Raw genomic sequence first — 23781 nt, 5'->3', positions numbered from 1 at the left:
TTGGCGGTGTCAATTCATCAGAACCTTTTCGGTGATGACCGTGTCGTCGGAGAGTGTCCGCATCGGCGTCTGCCCGCCTGCCTGCAGCGCGCCGTGATAGGCCTTGACCGCCTCCTCTGGTCTGAGATCACCATCCGCTACGGCACGCATGAATTTCACCATGGCGAGCGGGTCTTCGGCGAGATTGATCTTGCGACCGAAAAGCGCCACGCGGGCGCCGTATTTCTCCGCCTGGTGGATGAGTTCGAACGTATCGCGCGCCGTACCCGCACCGCCGCCCAGCACGCCGACGATCAGGCTCGGGTCGTAGGACGTGAGTTCCTCCAGCGCCTTCGGGCCATTGAAGGGAATCTTCAGAAATTGCGGCCGCTGCGCACGTGTCAGCCCCGCCAGCGCCCGGCATATGCAATCATTTACGAAATGTGGCTGGAGGTCGGGCAAAATACCGGTGTCGACGTTCGGATTGAAGACTTCGAGGAAATAATTGAAGCCGTTGTCGTGCGCGTCCTCTACGAAATCCAAAAAGGCGAGCAGCGAATTGTAGTCCGCGTCGAGATCGTTGTTAAAGGTGATCGAATACAGGCCGAGATCGGTATGGCGCCGGTTGACCGACAGAGAAGCAGTGCGATAAGGCCGTGACGGCTGAGAGGCATAGGTCGCGCCGCGCCCCACCCAGATATCCGTCGCATCATTGGCTCGAATTGCGGGTTTTACATTGCTGCCTGCGTAAGCGCCGCTTTCCGTCAGCAGTTCAAGATTGGAGGCGGAAGTCAGCATGATATCGATGATGTCTTGGGTGATCACGGCCTTGATCTGGTCGAGGAATTCCGCCCGCGTCCGGTAGCGTGTGTAGGAGCAGTCCTTCTCGAGCTTCGGGCCGCAGGATGGAATGCTTGGCCCCATGTCGCCGTCCTTCGCGTCCGCGATGATGAAATCCGTTCGCTTGTAGTTGCCGGCCCTGATCTTGGCGATTTTTGCGTCAAAGCGTGTCATGCGCTGATCCTTGAAAATCTATGAGGCCGCCAGACCGGCGGCGGGAAGGTTACAATTTGAGGCATCTGCCTCGCAAAGCCGTCAGGCGATCATGTAGCCACCATCCACAGGCATCGACAGGCCGTTGACCATTGCTGCCTCGTCAGAGAGCAGGAAAAGAATGACCTCGGCAATGTCTTGGGGTTCGGCGAAACGGCCGACCGGAATGCGGTTGAGCATGCCGGCTGCCTTTTCTGGATCGCTCCAGGCCTTGATGGCCATGGGCGTGAGCGTCACGGTGGGATGCACGCCGTTGACGCGGATGCCCTTTGGCGCAAGCTCCTTGGCCATTACCCGGGTCAGCCCGTCGAGCGCGGACTTGGAAGCGCAATAGGCCGCGTGATCGGGAATACCGACAAAGGCGGCGACGCTCGAGACGTTGACGATTGCGCCTTTGCGGCTGTTCTTCACCATGTCGCGGGCATATTCCTGCGACATGATCATCGGTGCCCTCGTATTGACGGCGTAGAGCAGATCGAAGTTCTCGACCTTGAGTTCGAGAAAGGACTCAAGCTCGGTCGTACCCGCACAATTGATCAGAAAATCGGCCGGTAGGGCCTTAAGGGCTGCAGCGCGCGTCGCGTCCGGATCGGCAAGATCGACTGCAATTGGGATACATCCGATTTCATTCTTCAGTTCCTCAAGATCGGCCGCCGAGCGCGATAGCGCGGTCACCTTGGCCCCACGCTGCGCCAGCATGACGGCGGTCGCCCGCCCGATACCCTTGCCGGCGCCGGTCACCACCACATGCCTGTTCGAGAAATCCATCGCCAATACCTCCTACCAGCAAGTGAAGCCGCCGTCAGCCTTGACGGTCGCGCCAGTGATCAGGCTCGATGCGTCGCAGGCGAGAAAATGCACCACCGACGCAATCTCATGGGGCTGGCCCATCCGGCCCATCGGTGTGTCACGGATCCAGATGTCCATCATCTTCTTGTCGACCACAGTCTTCGTCATTTCGGTTTCGATGTAGGTTGGTGCGACGGCGTTGACGCGAACGCCACGCTCGGCCCATTCCACGGCGAGTGACGCGGTCAGGTGGTGGACGGCGGCCTTCGAGGCGTTGTAATAGGTCTGCAGCTGTGGACGGTTGACGATATAGCCGGACATCGATCCGATATTGACGATTGCACCACGGCCGGCCTTCAGCATGTAGCGGCCGAAGGCGCGATTGCACCAGAAGACGCCGTTGTAGTTCACATCGTTGACATTGAGCCAGAGTTCGTCCGGCGTATCCTCTGCGGCCGTGCCGGTCCGGGCAATGCCTGCGTTGGCGACCAGCGCATCGATGCGACCCAGCTTTGCGAAGATATCCGCAGCCGCTTTTTCGACGGCCGCGGAATGAGTGACATCGAGGATCAGCGCATCGGCTTCGACACCCTTGCCGGCCAAGACCTGCCTGCCCGATTCGGCCACCGCTTCGTCGCGATCGAGGATGACGATTCGAGCGCCCGCCTCGCCAAGCGCTTCGGCGCAGGCAAGGCCAATACCCCGTCCGCCGCCGGTCACCACAGCGGTTTGGCCATCCATCCGGAATTTCTCGAAGAACATGTCTTGCTCCGTGGCGATGCAGAATTAGAGACGCCGGCCGCCCTTTGCATCAAACAGATGCACCCGGGCGAGGTCGATCCGCAGCGAGATAGCCTCGCCCGGCGGCGCGTCGATGCGGTCGCGGACGGCCGCCATGATGGCATCGCCGCCGAGATGTGCAAAGATCTGTGTTTCCGAACCGGTGGGTTCGAGCACCGAGATCGTCGCAGGCATTCCGTCGGGCCGCACATCGATATGTTCTGGACGGATGCCGTAGATGACAGGCTGGCTGTGGCTCGGCGTTCCCTCTGGCACCGGCAGCACGGTGCCCTTGTCGCTGACAAAGGCGAGCCGGCCGCTTTCCGTCGACAATCTGCCGGGAACGAAGTTCATCGACGGCGAGCCGATGAAACCTGCCACGAAGATATTGGCCGGACGATCATAGAGATCGAGCGGCGCGCCGATCTGCTCCACCCGTCCGTCGCGCATCACGACGATCTTGTCGGCCATGGTCATGGCCTCGATCTGGTCATGCGTGACATAGATGGTGGTCGTCTTCAGCCGCTGGTGAAGTTCCTTGATCTCGACGCGCATGGTCACGCGTAGCTTGGCGTCGAGATTGGAAAGCGGCTCGTCGAACAGGAAGACCTGCGGATCACGGACGATCGCGCGTCCCATGGCGACGCGCTGGCGCTGGCCGCCAGAGAGCTGCTTCGGGTAGCGATCAAGCAATTTACCGAGATCGAGGATTTCGGCCGCCCTGCGGACCTTCGCTTCGATCTCGCTTTTCGGCGCGCCCTTGAGCTTGAGAGGAAAACCCATATTGTCCGCCACGGTCTTGTGCGGATAGAGCGCGTAGTTCTGAAACACCATGGCGATGTCACGGTCCTTTGGAAGGACGTCGTTGACGACCCTGCCGCCGATGGCGACCGTGCCGCCGGAAATCGTCTCAAGCCCCGCGATCATCCGAAGCAGAGTAGACTTGCCGCAGCCGGACGGCCCGACCAGCACGACGAATTCGCCATCGGCGATGTCGATGCCGACACCGTGAATGACCGGCAGCGCACCATAATTCTTTGTAACGTTCGTGACGGTGACGTGTGCCATATGAGTTCCTCTATTGCGGCAGTGCGATCTGCATCTTGACTTCGCCCTTGGCAGCCGAAGCCGCGATCTCGAAAGCCCGAACGCTTTCGTCGAAATCGAATGTGCGCGTGATGAGCGGTTTCACATCGATCGCGCCCGATGACAGCATGGCCACGCAGCGCGGAAAGACATGCGCATAGCGGAAGACATGCTCCACGCGCGCTTCGCGCACCATGGCCTTGCCGACATCGTAGTGGATCGGATGGACCTGCGAACCGATGAAGACCACACGACCGCCGGGTGCCAGCGGGTCAAATACGCCCTCGGCCCCTCCGGGATGGCCCGAGCACTCGAAAACGATCTCCACGCCCCAGCCGCCGGTGGCGGCAAGGATCTCCCTGGCCAGTTCCTGCCGCGCAACGTTGACGGGCGAGATTGGACCGAGCTTTGCGGCAAGCTCCAGCTTGGCGTCATCGATATCGCTCACGAACACCCGCGCGCAGCCGGCCGCGACAGCCGACAGCGCTGTCACCAGGCCGATCGGACCAGCGCCGATCACCAACGCTATGTCGCCTGGCCTGACCTGCGCCTTGGTGGCCGCATGCACACCCACTGCCAGCGGTTCGACCATGGCGGCTTCGGCGAAGGACACGTTGTCGGGCAGTTTGTAGGAGAAGTCGGCCGGGTGGACGACCGTCGGCCTGAGTACGCCATGGATGGGCGGCGTCGCCCAAAAGCGGACTGCCGGATCAATATTGTAAAGGCCCAGGCGCGTCGCACGGCTATTGGGATCGGGAATGCCCGGCTCCATGCAGACCCGATCGCCCACCTTGAGCGACGTGACCTCGGCACCGGTCTCGATCACGGTGCCGGACGCCTCGTGGCCGAGGATCATCGGCGCTTTCACTTGGAATACGCCGGTGCCGCCATGTGTATAGTAATGCACGTCGGAGCCGCAGATGCCCACGGTGTGGAGCTTGATGCGCACGTCGCGTGGGCCGAGCACCTCGTCACGCTCGATCGGGAAATCGCGCAGCGACAGCTTCATCTTCTCTTCCAGTACCAGCGCTTTCATCGTCTCTGTCCTATTGTCTGAAGAAGCATCAGCCGCGCCATACGATCAGGACCCCGAGCCCGATGGCAAGGACGTGGCAAACGGTTAGCGGAATCGATTGTTCGAGGAATCGCATCCAGAAGAGTTCGAGCGCGACGAACAGGTAGATGCCGACGAAGACGCGGTCGAACCAGTTGGTGGTGATCGGCAGGAAGCCTGTCCGCTCGGTTTTGCGGCGGCCCGCCACTTCCGGTTCGGCATCGATCTGCCCGGGGTCGAATGGCTCTTGCATCGCTCTACTCCTTGACTGCGCCGAAGGTGAGACCCGCCACGATATGCCTCTGGACCACTGCGAATATGATGAGCGCGGGGATGAGCGTGATCACGGCGATCGCCGCCATCGCTCCCCATTCGGTTCCGGTTGTCGTCACATATTCCGAAAGGCCTGTGGTGATGGTGCGCGCGTTGAAGCTGGTCAGGGTCGCGGCGAGCAGGAACTCGTTCCAGGCGAAGACCCAGGTGAGGATCAGCGTGACGGCAAGGCCCGGCCGTGCAAGCGGGAAGATGACTTCGTGGATAACCTGCCATGTCGAGGCACCATCGACGGTTGCGGCCTCATCGAGTTCCTTGGGAATTCCGTCGATGGTCGGCCTCAGCGTCCAGATCGCGAAAGGCAGGTTGAACGTGCAATAGAGCAGGATCATGCCGATCTTGGTGTCGTAAAGCTTCCAGTCGCCGAACGTGATGATCTGGGTGAAGAGCAGGAAGAACGGCAAAAGAAACACCGCCGCCGGCGCCATGCGGTTGGTGATCGTCCAGAAGAAGATGTTCTCCTTGCCTGCAAGGTCGAAGCGCGACAGCGCATAGCAAGCCATGAAAGCCAGCACTGTGACCAGCACAGCGTTGCCGCTGGATATGATCATCGAATTGAGCATGTAGCCGCGCAGCGTCTCATTGCCCAAGACGTTGACGTAATTTTTCCAGTAGATCGCGTCGAGAAACAGGCTCGGCGTCGTGAAGAGATCGACCGCCGGCTTCACCGAAATGACGAAAAGCCAATAGATCGGGAAAAGCGTCAGCAGGCTCAGGAACAGCCAAAGCGCCAGGTAAAGAAGGGGATTGCGGCCCTGCATCAGAATGTCCTCTTCCGTTCGCGTCGAGCCACGAGGGCGACATAGAGCAGCCAGCACATCACTAGGGTGAGGTAGAGGACGATCACCGAGATCGCGGCGCCATAGCCGTAGTCGGTCTTTGGAAAGACGATCTTCCAGATGTGCAGCCCGACATAACGGGTTGCGGCGCCCGGCCCGCCGGAGGTCAGCATCCAGACTTCGTCGACGGTGCGCAGCGCATCCATCAGGCGGATAAAGACCGTTGCGAGTATTGCCGGTCGGATCATTGGCAGTGTGACGTGCCAGAAGATCTGGCGGCGGTTGGCGCCATCGATCTGCGCCTGTTCGAACGGCTCTTTCGGCAGGGCGAGCAGTGCGGCAAGCAGTGTCAGCGTCACCAGCGGCGTCCAATGCCAGATGTCCATGATGACGGTCAGGGTGAAAGCGGTGGTGGCGTCGCGGCCGATGTTGAGATCGTAGCCGAACCAGTTTCTCAGGAGATAGGGGATGATGCCGATGCTCGGCGTCGTCATCAGGCGCCAGACCGAGCCGACGACGATGGGCGCGACGATCAGGGGCAGTGTGTGGATCGTGCGGAAGAAGCCACGTCCGGGAAATTCCTTCATGAAGAGCTGGGCGAGGAGATAGCCCAGCGCGATCTCGCTCAGCACGGCGAAGAATGCGAATTTCATGGTAAAGGCGATGGAGGTCAGGAATTCGGCGTCGAAGACAAGGCGGCGGAAATTGTTGGCGCCGTTATAGATCATGTCGGGGCTGGCGCCGAACGGGTTCCACTGGTGGAATGCCACGTAAAGCACGTATATGAAAGGAATGATGCCGAAGATGCCGAGGATCGCGATCGTCGGGGCGAGCATCAGCCAGCCGACAGTATTTGAACGCATGAATTCGTGCTCCCGAAAGATATCCGTGCAGATCAACAGCCTGCACTAACCGGCAACTGCGCCCGGGTGGCGGTCCTGGGAGAGGCCACCCGGACGCAGGCTCTTGTCGGTGTTATTTGCGATAGCCGAGATTCTTCAGCTCTGCTTCGGCCGCCGCCGCCATCTGGTCGAGGCCCTCGTCCGGACCTACTTCGCCTAAGAGGATCTTGTAGAAGATCGGCGCCGTGGCTTCACGCACCTGCGCATGGAAGGGGAAAGGCGGCGCGCCGGCGAAGAGCTTTCCCTGGTCCTTGAGCATGGTGTAGTAGCCATTCAGCTTCTTATCCATGTCGAGGACCTTGGGATCGTCATAGGTCGCCGTATTGGTGATGCGGGGTGCGGCAATCGCCCAGTCGGGCTGCACAGAGTCCTGGCCGATGAACTGCAGGAAGAGCAAGGACGCTTCCTTGTTCTTCGACGTCACCGGCAAGCCGAAGGCACCGCCGTCATAGTAGCCGAGATAGCCTTTGCCGCCCTCGACCTCCTTGAGGACATCGGGTTCGGTGGGCGGAAGCGCGACGCCGACATTGCCGACTACCTTGGACTTTTCTGCATCCGACGCGATCCAGGCGGCGTTCTCGCCATAAACCAGACCCTGTGCGACGCGGCCGGCGGCGAATGTCGTGCCGACTTCCGTCCAGGTTGAAGCAGCAGATTCAGGCGGAGCGATGTCCCGCAGATGCAGCCAGTACTTGATGGCGGCCTTGGCCTTGTCGCTGTTCATCTGGCCGCCATTCTCGACGGAGGCGGCATAGTTGTTGTTGGCGTCGATACCCCAGTTGTAGACGCCGAATGTCGGAGCGATCGACTCGAAGAATTCGTACCAGGAGGCCGGGTGACCTGTGTGCGCCTGGGCCGTCGTTCCCCAAAGCTCCATCCCGTTGTCCTTGCCGTACTTGGTGAAGAACTCAGCAATCTGCGTATATTCCTCATGGGTCTTGGCCGGAGCCAGATCCTTGCCGGTCTCCTTCTTGAAAGCTTCCTGGATTTTCGGATCATTGAAGAGGTCGGTGCGATAGAGATAGACCTTGATGAAGGCTTCCATCGGAATACCGAAGAGATCGCCGTCGGCGTTCTTGAAGTAGTTGGCGAATGTCGTGAAATGGGTTTCATCGAATTCGGGCGCCTTCAGCGACGGATCGTCCTTCAGCGATTTCGAAATGTCGATCAGGAAGCTGCGCGCCAGATAGGCGTAGATGATGTCCTGCTCGATATAGACCATGTCATAGATGCCGGTCTTGGCTTCCATGTCCTTGATGGCCTTGTCGTACATCTGGTCCCAGGAGGTGGTCTCGATCTGGACCTTGATACCGGTCTTTTTTTCGAATTCTGGCGCAAGCACGTCCTTGATGTAGTTGGACGGCGGCGTGCTTTCGGTCACGCCGTGCAGGACAACACCCTTGTATTTCGCGCCGGCATCCGACCAGAAATCGGCCCTTGCGGGCATGACGCTCGCAAGAACACCGATCGCAAGCGCGGCGATTCCAATTCCACTTTTCCTGATCATAATTCCTCCTCCTTGTGCCTTTGCACCACTTGCGGGCGCTGGCCGGCAAGTGCGTTCCCACGACCGACTGGGGTCGGCTCCTCCCAGGTTCCGGCAGCACGGCTCCTCCCGGCTTCCAGATTAAGGTTCGCCTTCACAGGATCGCGACCCGGCTGCTTTCCCGGCTTCGTTCCTATTGGCGCGAGAAGAGCTTAGTGCGCGGTCTTTTGCTCCGCCACGCGTGGTTTGCTGGCGACCTATACTTTTTCGCCGACTGCCATGGCCGAATAGGCACGGATTTCCCGAAAGGGATCGCTTCGCGCTTGCGTTCCGATCTTGTGTGCGTTGCGCCGGTAATCCGAGGGCGTGCGCCCGCAGATCTTGAAGAACTGCCTGTTGAAATTGGCGATGTTGTTGAAGCCGACCTCAAAACAAATCTCGGTAATCGGACGATAGGTCTGGGTGAGCAACGAGCAGGCGGCATAGATGCGCGCAAGGATGACGTAGCGCGCGAAGGTATGACCGGTCTGGCGCTTGAAAAAGCGCGAGAAGGCTTGCGGCTCGAGACCGCAGACTTTTGCGACCGCGGCCAGATCGATGTCGTCGCTGTAGTGCTCCAGCACATAGCGCATGGCGACGTCCAGCTCATGGGGCAGTTCCATCTGCGAAGAGGCTGGCGCCAGCCGCGACAGCCTGCGCCGTTCGGCGGGATTGCGTGCCAGCGCGATCATCAGTTGCAGGAAGAGCACGACGCGCTCGGCGCCGTGGGCGGAGCCCATCTGCGCTAGCAGCCGCCGGCCTTCAAGCGCCGTGGTACCCAAGAATTGCACGCCGTAGATCGCATCCTCATAAAGCGGCTTTATCGTGCCGAGCTCGGGACAAAATGAAGCGACGCGATCGGCCCATTCGGGGGTGAATTGGATCAGCACGTCGCGATTGCGGATCAGCTTGCCGGGCTCGATATCGCTGACCCAATTGTGCGGCACGTTCGGACCAGTCAGCACCAGGCAGCCAGGCTCGAATTCGCCGATATAGTCGCCCACCATCATGACGCCCGACGTCGTGCGGGTGAGATGCAGTTCGTATTCAGGATGATAGTGCCACTTTGCCCGGAAATAGGGGTAGTCATGCGTGTTCCAGCGAAAGGACTCTGCTGGCGGGCAGATGATCATCTCGAAATCGGGTACGATCCGCAAATCGGCTTTCATGGAAATAACCTCCTCCCGACAGGCAAGCCGTGGTTCCCCAGGCGGCTATATCGGCATGCACGCCAAAAGAGCTTTTCGTCGTTCGGCTCCCTTGGCCAGCCGCAGCTCAAGAGCAAGCGAGCCATTGGTTCACCCTGCACGTCCGCCTTCCGTTGGCGCTGGTTTTCGCCTTATATGTTGTCTGAAAAAACAAATTAGTTCATTTGAGAAAGCTGTCAACACCTATCTCATCGGCGCCGAGTTCCCAGCAGGTGCAGTTCATAATTGCGGCATTTGCACGCCTGAAAAAGCATTTGCTCATTTTGACATCGAATGCTCGACCACCATCGATCTGGAAATCCGCTTGACAGGCGCAAATGAAGCTTTATTTGTTGCGCAATGCAACATACTTTTTGATAGGGGGAGACATGGGCCGGTTAGGTATTCATTCTTTCGTGTGGACGGGCGGCCAAACCCAGTCGATGCTTGAGGAAGCCATGGAGAAATCCGCCTCCTGCGGTTACAACCTCATCGAGTTCGCCTACCTGCGACCGGAGAAATTCGACCTCGACGCACTCGCCAAGCGAGCTGCGGCGCTTAAACTCGATATTGCTGTCACCATGGGCCTTCCGGTCAGCCACGACGTGTCGAGCGAAGATGCGCAGGCGGTGCGAGCGGGCGAAGACATGCTGGCCGACGCCGTGCGCGCCGTGCGCGACATAGGCGGGAGCAAGCTCGGTGGCATCCTTTATTCCGCCCACGCGAAATACTCCCGGATGCCGACCAGAAAGGGATGGGACAGCAGCGTCGCTGCCATCGCCAAGACCGCTGGCCTTGCCCAGTCTGCAGGGATCGACCTTGTTCTCGAAGTGGTAAATCGTTTCGAGACCAATCTTCTCAACACCACCGCCCAGGGCCTCGCCTTCATCGAGCAGGTAGGCTCCGAACAGGTGCGGCTGCACCTCGACACCTTCCACATGAACATCGAGGAAGCGAACCCGGCGGCGGCCATCCGGCTTGCAGGCGATAAGATCGGCTATTTTCATATCGGCGAAAGCAATCGCGGCTATCTCGGCGACGGCGTCATCAATTTCGATTTGATCTTCGATGCATTGCTCGACATCGACTACGGGCGTGACATCACTTTCGAATCCTTCTCGGGCGCTGTCGTCGATGAAGGTCTGTCGCTTGCCTGCGCGATCTGGCGCGACACCTGGACCGAAAACATGCCGCTCGCGCAGCATGCAAAGCAATTCATCGACCTCAAGATGGACGAGGCGAAACGCCGTCGCGCGACCGTTGCGCGGCCGTAGCGGCGAAACATGGGGGAAAGGCCCGGTCAGTAAAAACCGGGTGTTTGCGGCCCCGTGATGTTGTGTCAGTGGTCGAAAAAGAGAGGCAGGGAGAATCGCCCGTGGTTGAAGTGGGTCCAATCGCGTCTCCGAGCGGGATCCGCCAGCGCAATGAACTCGCGGCGATGCGGGCGCTCTATCGCCACGGCCGATTGAGCCGGGCGGAGCTTGCGCGCATCTTAGGCCTCAATCGCTCCTCTTCCGGCCATATCATCACCGGACTAACCGCCGATGGCCTCGTGCGCGAGGTGGGAACCGCCGAGCAGGCACAGACGACCCACGCGGGGCGGCCGGGCATCATGCTCGAACTTATGCCCGAAGCCGCCTTTTTTCTCGGCATCGAGATCGGCGTCGAACATATCACGGTGGTTGAGGTCGATCTCGCCTGCCGCATCGTCAACAACCGCATGGAGCCTTTCGACGGCCCATCCGTCGATGTCGAGACTGCTGTTTCGCGCGCGATCGCGATCGCCTTCGACACATTGCCGGCCGAACACCGCGGCCGCTGCGAGGGGCTCGGCGTCGCCGTGCCGGCGCAAATGGACAAAAAGGGGTTGATCAACACTGCCCCCCTGCTCGGCTGGCAGAACATACAGCTTGCCGATCTCGTGCGAGCCGCCGTGCCGGCACAAATGCCGGTCATTGTGGAGAATGACGCAAACGCCTTCGCGACCGGAGCAAGCTACGGCGCTCGGGAGGTCCATTCGGGGGTCACGCTCTATCTCGTCATGGAAAGCGGCGTTGGCGGCGGCATCGTCGTCGACGGGATCGTGCTTCGCGGCGCGCGGGGACTTGCCGGCGAAATCGGGCATCTGCGCGTCGATGGTGCCGATGCGCCCGGCCGCAGCCTTGAAAGCGTCCTCGGTCTGGAGTGCATCTTGAGCATCTATCGTTCCGTCTCGATGCAGCCACGACCGAACTTCGCGACTTTTCTGGCCGATGTGCGCGACCGCGTGCCCGGCGCCGTCGCCATAGCGGAAGACTGGGCGCGTGCGCTGGCTTACGGCCTGATTCAGGCCTGCAGGATCATCGATGCCGACAGGGTCGTCCTTGGCGGTTCGGTCGCCGCGCTCTATCCGCTGATGGCCGCGCGCGTCCTGCATCACATTCGCTCGATGCAGGAGGAAAGCTTTCCGCTGCCCTTGATCGAAACAAATGACGATGAGACGGTGGGGCCGGCCTTCGGCGCTGCCTGCATGCTTCACCAGCGCTTTCTCCTGACCGACAGCGCGCGCCCTGCCGAGGATGCTGCATGACACCGACCGGCTTAGCTCCTGATGCCCTTGGACCAACAATAACGATCGGCGAGATCCTCGTCGAGATCATGGCTACGGATCGCGGCACGGGCTTTCTCGAGCCGATCACTCTCATCGGCCCTTACCCCAGCGGGGCTCCGGCGATCTTCATCGATCAATGCGCCAGACTGGGCGGTTCGGCCGGCATCATCGCCTGCGTGGGCGACGACGACTTCGGCCGCGTCAATGTCGAGCGGCTGCGCGCAGACGGCGCCGACGTCTCGGCTATTTCGACCAGCCCAGAGTTTCCAACCGGCAGCGCCTTCGTGCGCTACCGGAAAGACGGTTCGCGCGATTTCGTGTTCAACATAGCAAGATCCGCCGCCGCCCAGATTGACCTTACCGCCGCGGCGCGCGCGCTCATTTCCCGATCGGGCCACCTGCATGTCATGGGAACCGCGTTTGCAATACCTGGCGCGATCGAGATCATCGAACACGCGATTGCGGCGATCAAGGCTCGCGGCGGCAGCATCTCCTTCGACCCGAACGTCCGCAAGGAGTTGCTCGGGCAATCTGAAACCCGCGCCCGCTTCGCAAGGCTTGTCGATATCGCCGACCTGATCCTCCCATCCGGAGAAGAGCTGTTCGTAGCAGCTGGCGTTGCGGGCGAAAGCGAGGCGGTCCATGCGCTCTTTGCCCGCAACGCCAGCGAAGTGGCACTCAAGCGCGGCGCCAATGGCTCGACCGTCTTCACACGGGAAGGCAGACGCATCGACTGCCCGGCCTTCGCAGTCGAAGAAATCGATCCGACAGGCGCCGGAGACTGCTTCGGAGGCGCCTATGTCGCGTGCCGCCGGCTCGGTATGCCGATCGAACAGGCGCTCACCTATGCCAATGCGGCCGGCGCCCGCAATGTCACGGCCAAGGGGCCGATGGAGGGGGCCGGTACCCGCGCCGAACTTGACGCCTTCATTGCGATGACACCGGGGCGCAGCACATGACATCCGTACTCGACAGCCTGGCTCGCAGCCGACGCACGGGCGGCATGGCCGGCATCACTTCCGTTTGCTCGGGTCATCCCATCGTGATCCGCGCTGCCCTTCGACATGCCGTGGCATGCGATGGTCCGGTATTGATCGAGGCGACCTGCAACCAGGTCAACCAGTTCGGTGGGTACACGGGCTTGAAGCCCCGTGATTTTGTGGCGCTGGTGGAAAAGATCGCCGGCGAAGAGCGTCTGGCGCGAAACAAGGTCATCCTCGGGGGCGATCATCTAGGCCCCAATCCATGGCGCGCAGAACCTGCCGAGGTCGCCATGACCAAAGCGGAAGACATGATCGCCGCCTTTGTCGAGGCTGGCTTCCGCAAGCTCCATCTCGATACGTCCATGGGCTGCGCGGGTGAACCGGTCGCGCTCGACGACGCGACGACAGCCGGGCGGGCGGTGAGGCTGGCGGCTGTGGCGGAACGGTGCGCGGCCTCATCAGGCGGCGAGCCACCGGTCTATGTCATCGGAACCGAAGTGCCGCCGCCTGGCGGCGCGCATCATGTGATCACCACGCTCGAACCGACGGGCGTCGACGCGGCGCGCAAGACGATTGCACTGCACCGGACCCGGTTTGACGAAGCGGGCCTTAGCAAGGCCTTCGACCGCGTGCTGGCGCTTGTCGTCCAGCCCGGAGTCGAGTTCGGCAATGAAAATGTCGTTGTCTACGACCGGGCAAGAGCACAAACCCTTTCCGCGCTGCTCGACGAGGAGCCCGCCCTTGTCTATGAGGCCCATTCGACGGACTATCAGGGCGCGGAAGCGCTTCGCGAACTCGTCGAGGACGGGTTCGCTATCCTCAAGGTCGGGCCGGAATTGACCTTCGCACTTCGAGAAGCGCTCTACGGACTCGACCTGATCGCAAGCGACTCCATCCCCGGTTATCCGAGCCGAAACCTCATGGCCGTGATGGAGGGGTTGATGAGGGAGCACCCAGGCCACTGGAGAGGCCATTATCAGGGTTCGCTGGCCAAGCAGCATATCCTGCGGCACTACTCCTATTCCGATCGTATTCGCTACTACTGGAATCACCCCGCGGCAGAGGCGGCGGTCTCGCGGCTCACAAACGCGCTCGACGGCCGGATCATCCCCGCACCTCTCTTGCGGCAGCATCTGCCCGCTTTGGTGAGGTACGCCGGAAAGCCGCTTGAACCGCAGGCGTTGCTGATCGACGCGGTGCGGGCAGTTCTCGACGAATACCAAAGCGCTCATCACCTGCCGACGAGGTCACAAACGCCACGGTAATCCTAGCACTGTCTATTGCGCATGCTCTCGTCTTGGACTCTCTACCTCAAAGCCGCCAGAGGTCCAGGACTGCAGAGCATTTGACGGGCATGCGGCGGATGTCGGTCTCACGTCCGATTCAGGATTACATCTTCTTCCTCGTCCCGCTGTCGGCCTCCGAGAGCTGCGGCAGCAGAGGCAATGAAAGCACCTATCAAGAGAGAAAGAGCGCCGAGCATCGCTGTCGTTGCCGCTGCCTCACGTGCCTCGTCTGCAGCTCTTTGAGCAGCGACCTTGGCATCCTCCACACGCTTTAAGATGGCCTCAACACGCGTCTTGGCATCGGCCTCCGAAAGGCCTGCATGCGATGCCACGATCGTTGCGAGATAGTTTTTGTCCTCATCTGGGATTCCGCCTTGAGCGGCGCCCTGAAGAAGAATTCTCGAGACTTCAGCCGTGGCTGCACCCTGGTCGGTCGTGGCCTGCGCGCGGTTTCGGTCTGGTCGAAGCAAAGCATCGGTGAAATAGGACGCTGTGAGATCGATCGCCGGCGACTGGGAAGATCCTGCTGCGACAGCGCCAGCAAGGCTTGCAGTGGTCGCCGCCTGGCCGACTGCCTGCGCGCCGGCCCCAGCAAGCGAGGTCAAAGATGACGTCAGGAAACCCACCACGAAAATCGTGGCAACCGCCCAACTGATCAAACCATGAGCGGTGTCCCGGAAGAAGACCTCGTCGGTGTGAACAGCTGCCCATCTGGTGCGCAGCCGGCCCGTGAGGTAGCCCCCTAACGCTGCCGACAACCACTGCACGACCACAAGCCAAATCGCAGCGGTTACGCCAATGGATTCTGCCGAAGCGCTCTGTCCCGTCCAGGGAGATATCATCGTCAGCCCGACACCAGATCCGAGAAGCAGAAGGATCAGGGTAACGCCTGTGGCGGCAAAAGCGCCACCGAGGATCGGTCCCCACGACATCGCGGACTTGGACGATTCGACAGGAGTGGCCGCGACGTCTGGACTTGTCATGGACATGGACACCTCCTATCGCATGAAGAGAACAAGGAGAATGACGATTGGCAGTGGAATGCCGAGAAGCCAAAGAAGAATACCGCGACCCATGGCGTTGCCTCCGATCCTGAGGTTTTGAAGTTATTGCGGAGACTTAACGCTGACGCCTGTTCAATGTTCCGGCGATCCAACGACCGACCTTCGCGCGTTCTGTCCGCACCGGGCAACAGTTCGTGGCCCTGGCTGTGTCAGTCGATCGTGGCACCCCCCCGGGGGCATGAACCTTTACGTGCGTGAGGCTGCGCCGCAGTTCATCGGGTCCCGGACGATTTGAAGCTGAATTACGCAGACTCGTGCGTGCAACCAGTGCTGGCCGGCCGAAATCGGAGCTCGAAATGTTCGTCCTGCCTTACCGAACTGCGATCGGCCACATGGCCTCGAAAGCCCACACTGGAACAAACTTTGCTGATCGCAGTTCGCAAATTATGAGCAACCAAGTAAAATGGACGGGCGGATGCCTCTGTGGAGGATGCCGGTATGAGTTCCAGGGCGATCCGCCCCGTTCAGGCTATTGCCATTGCAACATGTGCAAGCGGGCAACGGGCGGCCCGTTCGCGGTTCTTGTCCAGGCGAGGCTTTCGGGTTTGGTTTGGACGACCGGAAAGCCATCCGTCTACAGGTCTTCGCCGATTGCAACGCGTGGATTCTGTGCCAACTGCGGGACGCCGCTCTTTCTCCAGTACGACGGGGACGAATTGATACGGCTTACCGCCGGGTCTCTCGATCATCCCGAGGGGGTTCGACCGGCGGGGCACTATGGCGTCGAAAGCCGCCTGCGGTGGGCGCAATGCGGACCCGGTTTGCCGGAAGAGGAAACGCAGGAGAGATTCTAGCTTGCCAAGTACTTTGCTCGCAGCGGCCGTCGTCGTTCTGGCGCGGTTCGTCTGCGGGCCGCGACCAGGATCACCCTCCCACAACCGGAGCGTCCTCGTCCCTTTCCAGCGTTCCACACCAATCATGTGGTTTGGCGCGCCACTCGACCTGATGAGTTCTTCGAGTTTGGTCTGAAGCGCCCGCATGTCCCGGTTCTGGGAATGCTGGAGAAGAACGAGGATGAGGCAGGTTGCCAGCGTTCCCAGCATGTTTGTGGCCATTAGCCATTGCTTGGTTGGACCCGTCGCCAAACCGAACATGACCCAGACTGCGATGACTGCGGCAACCCCCATCAGGGCAAGCCTGCTTCCGACGATACGTGCGCAGTGATCCGACAGGCGACCAACGAGCTGATAGGCTACTGGGGTGCGCATGAGCGCTTTCCTCACCACGCTGGTCAGTCGACGCCCGGAGTGTCCTGCTGAACTGCCGTCTTCTCCTCCGCCTTCCGATCGACGCACTCGGCTTTTTCCGCCAGCATCTTGCTCATTGCTCGAAGCTCGTTCTCGCCAAGTTTTTCAATTCCGACGAATTTATTCTGTGCCTGGGATGTCAAGATGAGTTCATCGAGCTTCGCCTGAAGAGCTTTCCCGTCGCGATTTTGCGAGTTCTGCAGGACGAAGACCATCAGGAAAGTGATTATGGTGGTGGATGTGTTGATGACGAGCTGCCACGTCTCCGAGAAGTTGAAGAACGGGCCGGACATCGCCCAAATCAGAACTAAAGATACTGCAAGAATGAAGGTCCCCGGTCGGCCGGAAAGGTCGGCCACTCCTGTTGCGAACTTGGAAAAGAACCTGGACGCCATTTGCTACCTCCACGCTGATCGTTCCCATAAACGGCCGGGAAGCGTTGCGGTTCCTCTGCGCATCGACGTCGTTTCTCTCGCGGGCACGCATGAATATGTCGGCAGTGTTCTTTTTTTGCGGGCGGTCAATGTTCATGGCCCGGGAACCGACGAGCTGCAATGCGGCGCACTGTCGGTTTGTTGATTGGGGCCTGACAACTTGGGTAGCTGTTACCCCAGACCCGCACTTGGTCGTTCCTCTGCTGACACTCGGGGTTGACGCATCGAGCGCAAACGCTAGCTGCAGTCCGGGCGCATCAACACCGAAAGGATGGCAAGTGCTCCAGCAAGAACGCATGGACCGTGCCGAGCGCACGACGCAGACAGCGAAGAATATCATCGACGAAGAACGCCTTCGCGCAGCTCGAATGGCGACGCCCCGAGAAAAAACCATCGTTAACAGGGGAGATGAAAATGCCCGAGCTAGATAGAATTCCAGCCATTCCGCTCCACGATGAACATGTCGTCACAGCAAGAGAGGCGCTCGAGGGGCTTTATCTGAAACTTCAGCAGGAGGCCGAAGTACGCCTAGTTGCCGCAGCACTCCGTGCAGGTTGGTCCGCCGAGGAAGCGATAGATGCCATCGACGACCTTCGCAAGGAAGACCTGCCGGTCGTGAATTGACACGGCGAGGTTTGTCGGCGAGCCCCTCCAGTAAGGGTCGATGGTCAGCGTCCTCGGCAATTTTGCTGGTAGAGGAACTTTTTTATCGCTCTGGTAGTTGAAGCCACCGACCGCGTTAATGCTGCAGATTGGAAGGCAACATATCCAGCAGCATGTGCGGCCAAGGGCTTGCCTCTTCCTTCTTTGGAGGCGGGCCCATGACGCCGGCCTCCCAGGTAGCTGCCCTTCTGGCTGGATATCATTCTGCGCCAAGCCGATGTGCACCGCTTGTCGGGTAGAGGCCGTGATGCCGAAGATTGGGGAATATCCGACGTCGCGGTCTGCCGCCGCCGGCCCTTCGGACCACCTGCTGATCGCATCGTTCGGGACGGCGCTGGCTATGATCTGGACCTTTCGGGCCTTGCCACGCGATCTCCGATTACTTCAGGGAGGATACGTGGGAACCTCGAGTGTGCTGCCTCGTTAGGATTAATCAATAACAACAATAGGAGAAGCGTCATGAAACTCACGTCGTTGGCTCTGGTTGCCATTGGCATGGCAGCTTTGACATCCCAACCGAGCTTTGCCGACTGCGTGGACATTACCGGGTCCACAAAGACGGAGGACCGTAGCGGCATCGCCAAAGATGGTACTCATGCTCCGATGGAAGGCAGTGAAACCACGCAAGCGCAAATGAACAAGGCTGGCGCCAATGCACCTCAGAAAGAGGGTGGAACATTGCCGTTGGCTAAGAGCCCAAATCTTGCGACATCTGAACAGGACGTGGTGGCGCAGCAACATGGCGATAAAACCGCTGCTGCGAAGGCTGAGCAAGACAAGTGCGATTAATCGGCGGGACCACATCGTAGATGTGAGGGAGGCATTCGCCCGCGAGCGCCCTGGCCACCCAAAGTTTGCGACAAAACTCCAAAGCTTGGTTGGCCGAGCCGGTCCTCAAAGATTGGTGTGCAGAAAGAGCGCAGCTCCAGCACTTCGGGAATGGAGAAGTTCCTGCGGCGCGAGGTGCGGACGCCACGTCGTTTATACTTGTGCAGCGGTAAGAAAAAACTCGGCGTTTGGCCGGCTCAACCTCTAAAACACGGTCAAGATCTGGCGGGGTTTTGTATTGATCCTTTGGCATGCGTTTAGATTTCGGTGGTGAATGGGTGCAGACGGGCGCGTCTCCTCATACGGGGCTTGGTTGGGGGCATTGGCGGATTGCCCCTGCGGTCTTGGGCGGCGCGGCCATGAGGCACTGGCATCGGACCCGGATGCAACTTCGAAAGCGGGCATAGGGGTTCCAACGAAGCTGATTGGCATCGGCGAAGGTGCTTTTGACTGTCTCCTTTCGCCGCTTGTAGAGCGGCACCATTCGAGGACTTCTGGTCGGAAGTGGGTTTCTTCAACCTGTCCCGGTGACGTCGGCTGTTTACTTCCTGCTATTTCCGGGTGAACACTTGCCGATTGGCCTTCACTATCCCGAAGATCGGCAGAACAAAAATGGATCGTATCGATGCAATGAAAGTGTTCGTCACCGCAATCGACGAAGGCAGCCTGGCAGGTGCCGCCCGGCGGCTAAAGCGATCGCCGACTGCGGTCAGCCGGGCGCTGAGCTTCCTGGAAGCCCATGTCGGCGTTGAACTGCTGCATCGAACGACCCGCACCCTCAAGCTGAGCGACGCGGGTCAGCGTTACGCCGCAGCCTGCCGGCGGGTCCTCGTCGATCTCGAGGAGGCTGACATACTCGCCGGCGGTGAGCGTTCCGCCCCTCGTGGGATGCTGACGATTTCGGCGCCGCCAATCGTCGGGGAAGAAGTCGTGCGTCCCATTCTGGACGATTTCCTTGACCTACACCCGGCCGTGTCAGTGCGGCTTCTCCTGCTGGACCGGTTCGTCAATCTGGTGGACGAAGGTGTCGACATTGCCTTGCGCATCGGCCATCTCGCCGATTCATCGCACATCTCCACCCGGATCGGCGGCGATGTGCGGCGCGTAGTCGTTGCATCTCCCAGCTATCTTGCCACTCATCCCCGCGTCGAAGAACTCGCAGATCTCACGAAGCACCAAATCGTCGCGTTTACGAATTTCGGTCTCGACTCGTGGAACTTCACACCGGCACAAGGCTCATCCATTCCCCGAACAGTCCATTTCACACCGAGGTGCGTCGTCAACAGCGTGCGGGCTGCGGCCGCTTCGGCCGCTGCGGGGCGCGGTTTGACCAGGCTCTATTCGTATCATGTCGCGGACTATGTCAGGGACGGTCGGCTGACGATCGTGCTCGCAGATGCCGAACACCCACCGCTGCCGGTTCATCTCCTCGCACCACAGGGCCGCATGTCCGTGCCGAAGGTCCGCGCCTTTGTCGATTTCGCGACGCCGCGTCTGCGCTCGGAATTTGCACGCTTGGCAGCGCAGGCAAATACGCTCGGGTGATTATGCCGATTTCCGAACGAGTGTCACCCAAACGCCGGCAATTCTCCCGTTGTCCGGATGGATCTAAATCAATTGCACCAACGCCGAGGGCGAAGGGCTGGGCGCAGATAAAGCGCCAGCTGCAATCAAAAAGGATCCAGGTCCATGAATACTGACCGAAATGTCGTCATCATCACCGGCGCTTCACAAGGTATCGGCGCTGAATTGGTTCGCGCCTACCGCGACCGGAACTTCCGTGTCATCGCCACTTCCCGCTCGATCAAGCCCAGCCCAGACCCGGATGTTCACGCCGTGCCCGGCGACATCAGTCAGCCGGCGACTGCAGAACGGATCGTGCGCGAAGGGATTGAGCGCTTTGGCCGCATCGATTCACTGGTCAACAATGCCGGCGTCTTCCTCGCCAAGCCCTTCATCGAAATGACCCAGGAAGACTATGACCTCAACCTCGGGGTCAATGTGGCCGGCTTCTTTCACATTACCCAGCGCGCAGCCGCCGAGATGCTGAAACAGGGTTCGGGCCATATCGTCAGCATCACGACGAGCCTTGCCGATCAGCCAATGGTCGGGATGCCCTCGGCGCTCGCCTCCTTGACCAAGGGCGGCCTGAACGCCGTGACCCGGTCTCTGGCGATGGAGTTCTCGAAGAGCGGCGTTCGCGTCAACGCGGTGTCTCCAGGCGTGATCAAGACGCCGATGCATCCGGTGGAGACGCACTCGGCGCTCGCCGAATTGCATCCAGTTGGCCGAATGGGTGAAATCCGCGACATCGTCGATGCCGTCCTTTACCTCGAAACCGCTGGTTTCGTGACCGGCGAGATCCTCCACGTCGATGGCGGCCAGAACGCCGGTCGCTGGTAACCTTCTCGAAGGAAGACCACAATGCCTATCGTCACCGTACAGGTTACCCGCGAGGGGACCACTCCTGACCGCAATTCGGTCACCGCCGAGGAAAAGGCCGCCATTATCAAGGGCGTCAGCGAAGTGCTGCTCAACGTGCTGAACAAACCCCTTGAGTCGACCTACGTGGTGATCGAGGAGGTCGATCTCGACAATTGGGGCTGGGGTGGCCTTCCGACCGTAGAGTATCGCGGCATGCGGGCCGCGGCAGCAAAATCCTGAGCCGCCGGCAGGGAGCTTCGCACGTGAGGGTCGGATTCGCCCAGGAACGCACGACACGATTGAGATCGCTGCGTTCGTCGAGCTCGGCCACCAGGACTGGCTACCTGTGTACGCCGAATACATGGTCCGGGAGCAGGCGGCGAGCCGTTGCCTCATGAAGAATGGCGCTGCCGTCCCTCGACATGAAAGCCCCTTGTTCCTCTACATGGCGTTACAAACCCGCAGCCCCGCGGACACATCGACGATACATGCTCTCGCTTAAATTGGCAGTACCGTCCTGGAAGGTGACGGCTCGGTCTCAGCACGAAAGGATGACCATATGAAAACGATCAAACTCCTAGCAGCTGCCCTGCTGATCGCCGGGAGCGGAATGACGCCGCACATGGCGCAGGCTCAACAACTGGGAATTCAGCGCACCGATCTTCTGCAGCACGATCTCGACGTGCCCGGACGCGAACTTGTTCAGGTGCGCGTCGACTTCGAACCTGGCGCAGTTGCCGCCAAGCATTCTCATCCCGGCGAAGAGATCGCCTTTGTCCTGGAAGGCTCGCTGGAATACCAGCTCGGGGATAGGACACCCGTCACGCTCAAGGCCGGCGAAACTTTGTTCATTCCCGCCGGAGTGGCCCACACGGCGAAAAATGTCGGCAGCGGCAAGGCCTCGGAACTCGCCACATATATCGTCAAGAAAGGGACGCCACTCGTCGTACCGGTCAAGTAGATTTCAGACGGGAAGCAGAACCGAGGCACATTGTTCTCCCCGCCCGGCTACAGCATCAATCACATACCGGGTCGTGGCTTCAATCTGGTTTCTGAGGCGTTCGAGCGCAGCAGTCCGCCAAATCTTCCCGGGTGATGCTTGCCCTGACGGCATTCCTCCGCTGCAAGTGAGCAAGATCGCCCGGGTCCCGCATCCCGTTAGCCCCACCGTGCTGCGTACTTTGAGCGGCTTGAGCAGGTCTTCAATGAAGAGCCGGAAGAACAGGGCCTATCCCGAAGTTTCCGGCTAAGCAATCCCGGGTTGCTAAATGCCTGTCTTGACCCTATATAGAAACAGCTGCCGCGTGTACCCGTTCCTCCCGGTGCCGCCAGCTGTTCCCCTCTGGAGGTTCACACCTTCACATCTCATGGGCCGCAACTACCAGCGGCCCATTCTTTTGCGACAGCAGCTTATTACCGGCCAGCCTCCAGCAAGCCAATCGACGCTTTGAGGTAGTCGTTTTACCCCCGCGAGGAATTTGCGCGAGCGGGTCGGCCGAGTGACGAATGGTGTTTTCGCAAGCGGGACAGGTCCGTTCAAGCGAGCAGTTGTCCCTCTTGCCACTCCGTTGGGCGGACACCCAGTTCGTGCGATGCGACAAGGGCTCGCCCCTGAGGGTCTGGGGGTCGGGGCGAGCCCCGTCGCATCTCGCGCCGCAGCAGGTAAATCTACGGCACGTAGGTAGCTTGAGCGGTGCCGGTGCGCAGTCAGTCCGGTATCCGTCCAAGGCGAAGGATGCCATACAGCCGCGCTATGCCGATCCCGGAAACAAGGTATTCCAGCCACCTGCGGCAAACTCCAGTGCGACCGCGTAGAAAAATGCCCCGCAAGCGGCGGGGCATTGAGAAATGCGAAATCGCCGCAGAGTGGACGAGTAAGCCTAGTTTAGCTTGGAGGGGCTTGCCGTCAACTTGGACTAAGGTCCCAACTCATCGCAAAGCACGGTGGTTGTACTTGGGTTCGGCTAGCCGCGTCATCATAAACCGGTGGTCCGGTTGGTGTCTCAACAGAGTGGGTTAACGCTTGCGGGCGGAGTGTTCAAACGACCTCATAGCAGCCCGCGAGAGAGCGGCGATCAGTCTGTCGGGCTCACATGGCTTATAAAGCAGCTGGCCTGCCGAGAAGGCGGGTTCGCTCTCGATTGCCGCATCTGGTTCGCCAGAATAGAGAATGAAGGGGACACTGCGCTCTGCAAGGGTCTTCACGGCAAACGAGCAGACTCCATCGCTGAGGCGCGGATCGACGATCGCGATATTCGGGGTGTTGACATCCAGCCACCCGACAGCCTCGGCGCAGGTCGACAGGGTGACTACCTTGTCGGCGCCGTTTTCCTGCAGAAGCTTCTCGACGTCGAGAGCGATGATCGGCTCGTCCTCAAGAAGCAGAACAGTTCCAATGGTCATCTTGCACCCTTTGCTCTCGCAATTGCGCGCTATCAAATAGCGTACATCCGACAGGGCTCGAAGTCACTTCACACTGTGACGCGCCGGATGCGGCGCGCAGTCACAACTTGCGTGTCATGTCGGTCAGCCTGCAGTCTACGAAACGTTGCTTTTGTCCACCGCCGGCCGCCAGCAATTCCGGTCGGCGGGTTGAAGAAAACGTCCGACAGGAGGTTAATAACTTATTGGTCGCGCACCAGCAGATTGTTTTTAAATAGCAATTCCGCCTCGCTTTCTCCGGACTAATACCATTGGATGAATTGCAATCGGACGTGATAAATCGCCTCATTGAAAGCGGGGATTTTGTGTTTACCTGCCGATACTGGTCCCCGCTTGGCCCTTGCGTAATTTGG

General features: G+C 60.0%; 25 protein-coding genes and 1 pseudogene. 12 read left to right on the top strand and 14 right to left on the bottom strand.

Features of this window, described 5'->3' with window-relative positions; all coding sequences use genetic code 11:
* Positions 1–9: 9 nt before the first annotated feature.
* The 10 genes from BLP23_RS16210 to BLP23_RS16165 all read right to left on the bottom strand — a co-directional run bounded on the left by BLP23_RS16210 (position 10) and on the right by BLP23_RS16165 (position 9449).
* Complete coding sequence (locus tag BLP23_RS16210) at positions 10–993, bottom strand: beta/alpha barrel domain-containing protein (protein ID WP_092585808.1); 984 nt, start codon at positions 991–993, stop codon at positions 10–12.
* An 81-nt stretch (positions 994–1074) separates the two neighbouring features.
* Entirely contained in the window at positions 1075–1800 is a 726-nt protein-coding gene (locus tag BLP23_RS16205) for an SDR family oxidoreductase (protein WP_092585807.1), read from the bottom strand.
* A gap of 12 nt (positions 1801–1812) precedes the next feature.
* A complete protein-coding gene (locus BLP23_RS16200; RefSeq protein WP_092585806.1) occupies positions 1813–2583 on the bottom strand; it encodes an SDR family NAD(P)-dependent oxidoreductase in 771 nt (256 codons plus the stop codon).
* A 24-nt stretch (positions 2584–2607) separates the two neighbouring features.
* Positions 2608–3669 (bottom strand): ABC transporter ATP-binding protein, encoded by a 1062-nt coding sequence (locus BLP23_RS16195; RefSeq protein WP_092585805.1) that lies wholly within the window; start codon positions 3667–3669, stop codon positions 2608–2610.
* 10 nt (positions 3670–3679) lie between these two features.
* Complete coding sequence (locus tag BLP23_RS16190) at positions 3680–4723, bottom strand: NAD(P)-dependent alcohol dehydrogenase (protein ID WP_092585804.1); 1044 nt, start codon at positions 4721–4723, stop codon at positions 3680–3682.
* Between the two features lie 28 nt (positions 4724–4751).
* Entirely contained in the window at positions 4752–4994 is a 243-nt protein-coding gene (locus BLP23_RS16185) for a DUF2160 family membrane protein (RefSeq protein WP_233426724.1), read from the bottom strand.
* A gap of 4 nt (positions 4995–4998) precedes the next feature.
* The gene (locus BLP23_RS16180) at positions 4999–5835 is read right to left on the bottom strand and encodes a carbohydrate ABC transporter permease (RefSeq protein ID WP_092585803.1); all 837 of its coding nucleotides are present in this window, start codon (positions 5833–5835) and stop codon (positions 4999–5001) included.
* The gene (locus BLP23_RS16175) at positions 5835–6716 is read right to left on the bottom strand and encodes a carbohydrate ABC transporter permease (RefSeq protein WP_022712687.1); all 882 of its coding nucleotides are present in this window, start codon (positions 6714–6716) and stop codon (positions 5835–5837) included. Before BLP23_RS16175 ends, BLP23_RS16180 begins: the two co-directional genes overlap by 1 nt.
* A 112-nt stretch (positions 6717–6828) precedes the next feature.
* Entirely contained in the window at positions 6829–8202 is a 1374-nt protein-coding gene (locus tag BLP23_RS16170) for an extracellular solute-binding protein (protein ID WP_407691797.1), read from the bottom strand.
* 296 nt (positions 8203–8498) lie between these two features.
* A complete protein-coding gene (locus BLP23_RS16165) occupies positions 8499–9449 on the bottom strand; it encodes a helix-turn-helix domain-containing protein (RefSeq protein WP_092585801.1) in 951 nt (316 codons plus the stop codon).
* On the opposite strand from BLP23_RS16165, the gene BLP23_RS33710 reads away from it, so the two are divergent.
* The 5 genes from BLP23_RS33710 to BLP23_RS16145 all read left to right on the top strand — a co-directional run bounded on the left by BLP23_RS33710 (position 9448) and on the right by BLP23_RS16145 (position 14305).
* Positions 9448–9918 (top strand): hypothetical protein, encoded by a 471-nt coding sequence (locus BLP23_RS33710; protein WP_167363909.1) that lies wholly within the window; start codon positions 9448–9450, stop codon positions 9916–9918. The genes BLP23_RS16165 and BLP23_RS33710 overlap by 2 nt on opposite strands.
* Positions 9857–10741 (top strand): sugar phosphate isomerase/epimerase family protein, encoded by an 885-nt coding sequence (locus tag BLP23_RS16160; protein ID WP_092586114.1) that lies wholly within the window; start codon positions 9857–9859, stop codon positions 10739–10741. Before BLP23_RS33710 ends, BLP23_RS16160 begins: the two co-directional genes overlap by 62 nt.
* A 101-nt stretch (positions 10742–10842) precedes the next feature.
* Positions 10843–12036: an ROK family transcriptional regulator gene (locus tag BLP23_RS16155; RefSeq protein ID WP_233426723.1), complete on the top strand. Its 1194-nt coding sequence runs from the start codon at positions 10843–10845 to the stop codon at positions 12034–12036.
* A complete protein-coding gene (locus BLP23_RS16150; protein ID WP_092585800.1) occupies positions 12033–13016 on the top strand; it encodes a tagatose kinase in 984 nt (327 codons plus the stop codon). Before BLP23_RS16155 ends, BLP23_RS16150 begins: the two co-directional genes overlap by 4 nt.
* On the top strand, positions 13013–14305 hold the full coding sequence (locus BLP23_RS16145) for a D-tagatose-bisphosphate aldolase, class II, non-catalytic subunit (protein ID WP_092585799.1): 1293 nt from the start codon (positions 13013–13015) through the stop codon (positions 14303–14305). Before BLP23_RS16150 ends, BLP23_RS16145 begins: the two co-directional genes overlap by 4 nt.
* Before the next feature lie 107 nt (positions 14306–14412).
* Here the strand turns inward: BLP23_RS16145 and BLP23_RS16140 are convergent, their stop codons facing one another.
* The gene (locus BLP23_RS16140; protein WP_092585798.1) at positions 14413–15321 is read right to left on the bottom strand and encodes a hypothetical protein; all 909 of its coding nucleotides are present in this window, start codon (positions 15319–15321) and stop codon (positions 14413–14415) included.
* A 365-nt stretch (positions 15322–15686) separates the two neighbouring features.
* Between BLP23_RS16140 and BLP23_RS35115 the strand changes: the two genes are divergently transcribed.
* Positions 15687–16184 carry a GFA family protein gene (locus BLP23_RS35115; protein ID WP_324613746.1) on the top strand — a complete coding sequence of 166 codons (498 nt, stop codon included), beginning with the start codon at positions 15687–15689 and terminating at the stop codon, positions 16182–16184.
* A 114-nt stretch (positions 16185–16298) separates the two neighbouring features.
* Here BLP23_RS35115 and BLP23_RS34965 read toward each other — a convergent pair.
* Together BLP23_RS34965 and BLP23_RS16125 are read right to left on the bottom strand one after the other, a co-directional pair.
* Positions 16299–16598 (bottom strand): annotated as a pseudogene (locus tag BLP23_RS34965) (low affinity iron permease family protein); the annotation flags it as partial.
* A gap of 23 nt (positions 16599–16621) precedes the next feature.
* Positions 16622–17032: a low affinity iron permease family protein gene (locus tag BLP23_RS16125; protein ID WP_092585797.1), complete on the bottom strand. Its 411-nt coding sequence runs from the start codon at positions 17030–17032 to the stop codon at positions 16622–16624.
* A gap of 453 nt (positions 17033–17485) precedes the next feature.
* On the opposite strand from BLP23_RS16125, the gene BLP23_RS16120 reads away from it, so the two are divergent.
* The 6 genes from BLP23_RS16120 to BLP23_RS16095 all read left to right on the top strand — a co-directional run bounded on the left by BLP23_RS16120 (position 17486) and on the right by BLP23_RS16095 (position 21947).
* Positions 17486–17695, top strand: coding sequence for a hypothetical protein (locus BLP23_RS16120; RefSeq protein ID WP_092585796.1), 210 nt, complete (start codon positions 17486–17488; stop codon positions 17693–17695).
* 498 nt (positions 17696–18193) lie between these two features.
* Positions 18194–18523, top strand: a complete 330-nt coding sequence (locus tag BLP23_RS16115) for a hypothetical protein (RefSeq protein WP_092585795.1) — start codon at positions 18194–18196, stop codon at positions 18521–18523.
* A 651-nt stretch (positions 18524–19174) separates the two neighbouring features.
* Positions 19175–20107 carry a LysR family transcriptional regulator gene (locus tag BLP23_RS16110; protein ID WP_092585794.1) on the top strand — a complete coding sequence of 311 codons (933 nt, stop codon included), beginning with the start codon at positions 19175–19177 and terminating at the stop codon, positions 20105–20107.
* 144 nt (positions 20108–20251) lie between these two features.
* Positions 20252–20965 carry an SDR family NAD(P)-dependent oxidoreductase gene (locus tag BLP23_RS16105; protein WP_092585793.1) on the top strand — a complete coding sequence of 238 codons (714 nt, stop codon included), beginning with the start codon at positions 20252–20254 and terminating at the stop codon, positions 20963–20965.
* 21 nt (positions 20966–20986) lie between these two features.
* Positions 20987–21226 carry a tautomerase family protein gene (locus tag BLP23_RS16100; RefSeq protein WP_092585792.1) on the top strand — a complete coding sequence of 80 codons (240 nt, stop codon included), beginning with the start codon at positions 20987–20989 and terminating at the stop codon, positions 21224–21226.
* A 319-nt stretch (positions 21227–21545) separates the two neighbouring features.
* Positions 21546–21947, top strand: a complete 402-nt coding sequence (locus BLP23_RS16095; protein WP_092585791.1) for a cupin domain-containing protein — start codon at positions 21546–21548, stop codon at positions 21945–21947.
* A gap of 1055 nt (positions 21948–23002) precedes the next feature.
* Here BLP23_RS16095 and BLP23_RS16090 read toward each other — a convergent pair.
* Complete coding sequence (locus BLP23_RS16090; protein WP_233426722.1) at positions 23003–23389, bottom strand: response regulator; 387 nt, start codon at positions 23387–23389, stop codon at positions 23003–23005.
* Positions 23390–23781: the final 392 nt, after the last annotated feature.

It is taken from the genome of Rhizobium mongolense subsp. loessense (assembly GCF_900099775.1).
In the GTDB taxonomy this organism is placed as follows: Bacteria; Pseudomonadota; Alphaproteobacteria; order Rhizobiales; family Rhizobiaceae; genus Rhizobium; species Rhizobium loessense.
The sequence above is the reverse complement of the archived record's forward strand: the minus strand, read 5'-3'. Positions and strand labels throughout refer to the sequence as shown.

What these genes read in the sequence shown, in the direction of transcription:
- BLP23_RS16175 (WP_022712687.1), bottom strand. Translation starts at nt 6,716, where the DNA reads ATGCGTTCAAATACTGTCGGCTGGCTGATGCTCGCCCCGACGATCGCG.
- BLP23_RS16210 (WP_092585808.1), bottom strand. Translation starts at nt 993, where the DNA reads ATGACACGCTTTGACGCAAAAATCGCCAAGATCAGGGCCGGCAACTAC.
- BLP23_RS16170 (WP_407691797.1), bottom strand. Translation starts at nt 8,202, where the DNA reads ATGCCCGCAAGGGCCGATTTCTGGTCGGATGCCGGCGCGAAATACAAG.
- BLP23_RS16120 (WP_092585796.1), top strand. Translation starts at nt 17,486, where the DNA reads ATGCCCGAGCTAGATAGAATTCCAGCCATTCCGCTCCACGATGAACAT.
- BLP23_RS16125 (WP_092585797.1), bottom strand. Translation starts at nt 17,032, where the DNA reads ATGGCGTCCAGGTTCTTTTCCAAGTTCGCAACAGGAGTGGCCGACCTT.
- BLP23_RS16095 (WP_092585791.1), top strand. Translation starts at nt 21,546, where the DNA reads ATGAAAACGATCAAACTCCTAGCAGCTGCCCTGCTGATCGCCGGGAGC.
- BLP23_RS16190 (WP_092585804.1), bottom strand. Translation starts at nt 4,723, where the DNA reads ATGAAAGCGCTGGTACTGGAAGAGAAGATGAAGCTGTCGCTGCGCGAT.
- BLP23_RS16110 (WP_092585794.1), top strand. Translation starts at nt 19,175, where the DNA reads ATGGATCGTATCGATGCAATGAAAGTGTTCGTCACCGCAATCGACGAA.
- BLP23_RS16115 (WP_092585795.1), top strand. Translation starts at nt 18,194, where the DNA reads ATGAAACTCACGTCGTTGGCTCTGGTTGCCATTGGCATGGCAGCTTTG.
- BLP23_RS16145 (WP_092585799.1), top strand. Translation starts at nt 13,013, where the DNA reads ATGACATCCGTACTCGACAGCCTGGCTCGCAGCCGACGCACGGGCGGC.
- BLP23_RS33710 (WP_167363909.1), top strand. Translation starts at nt 9,448, where the DNA reads ATGGAAATAACCTCCTCCCGACAGGCAAGCCGTGGTTCCCCAGGCGGC.
- BLP23_RS16105 (WP_092585793.1), top strand. Translation starts at nt 20,252, where the DNA reads ATGAATACTGACCGAAATGTCGTCATCATCACCGGCGCTTCACAAGGT.
- BLP23_RS16205 (WP_092585807.1), bottom strand. Translation starts at nt 1,800, where the DNA reads ATGGATTTCTCGAACAGGCATGTGGTGGTGACCGGCGCCGGCAAGGGT.
- BLP23_RS16160 (WP_092586114.1), top strand. Translation starts at nt 9,857, where the DNA reads ATGGGCCGGTTAGGTATTCATTCTTTCGTGTGGACGGGCGGCCAAACC.
- BLP23_RS16165 (WP_092585801.1), bottom strand. Translation starts at nt 9,449, where the DNA reads ATGAAAGCCGATTTGCGGATCGTACCCGATTTCGAGATGATCATCTGC.
- BLP23_RS16195 (WP_092585805.1), bottom strand. Translation starts at nt 3,669, where the DNA reads ATGGCACACGTCACCGTCACGAACGTTACAAAGAATTATGGTGCGCTG.
- BLP23_RS35115 (WP_324613746.1), top strand. Translation starts at nt 15,687, where the DNA reads ATGTTCGTCCTGCCTTACCGAACTGCGATCGGCCACATGGCCTCGAAA.
- BLP23_RS16100 (WP_092585792.1), top strand. Translation starts at nt 20,987, where the DNA reads ATGCCTATCGTCACCGTACAGGTTACCCGCGAGGGGACCACTCCTGAC.
- BLP23_RS16180 (WP_092585803.1), bottom strand. Translation starts at nt 5,835, where the DNA reads ATGCAGGGCCGCAATCCCCTTCTTTACCTGGCGCTTTGGCTGTTCCTG.
- BLP23_RS16090 (WP_233426722.1), bottom strand. Translation starts at nt 23,389, where the DNA reads ATGACCATTGGAACTGTTCTGCTTCTTGAGGACGAGCCGATCATCGCT.
- BLP23_RS16150 (WP_092585800.1), top strand. Translation starts at nt 12,033, where the DNA reads ATGACACCGACCGGCTTAGCTCCTGATGCCCTTGGACCAACAATAACG.
- BLP23_RS16185 (WP_233426724.1), bottom strand. Translation starts at nt 4,994, where the DNA reads ATGCAAGAGCCATTCGACCCCGGGCAGATCGATGCCGAACCGGAAGTG.
- BLP23_RS16200 (WP_092585806.1), bottom strand. Translation starts at nt 2,583, where the DNA reads ATGTTCTTCGAGAAATTCCGGATGGATGGCCAAACCGCTGTGGTGACC.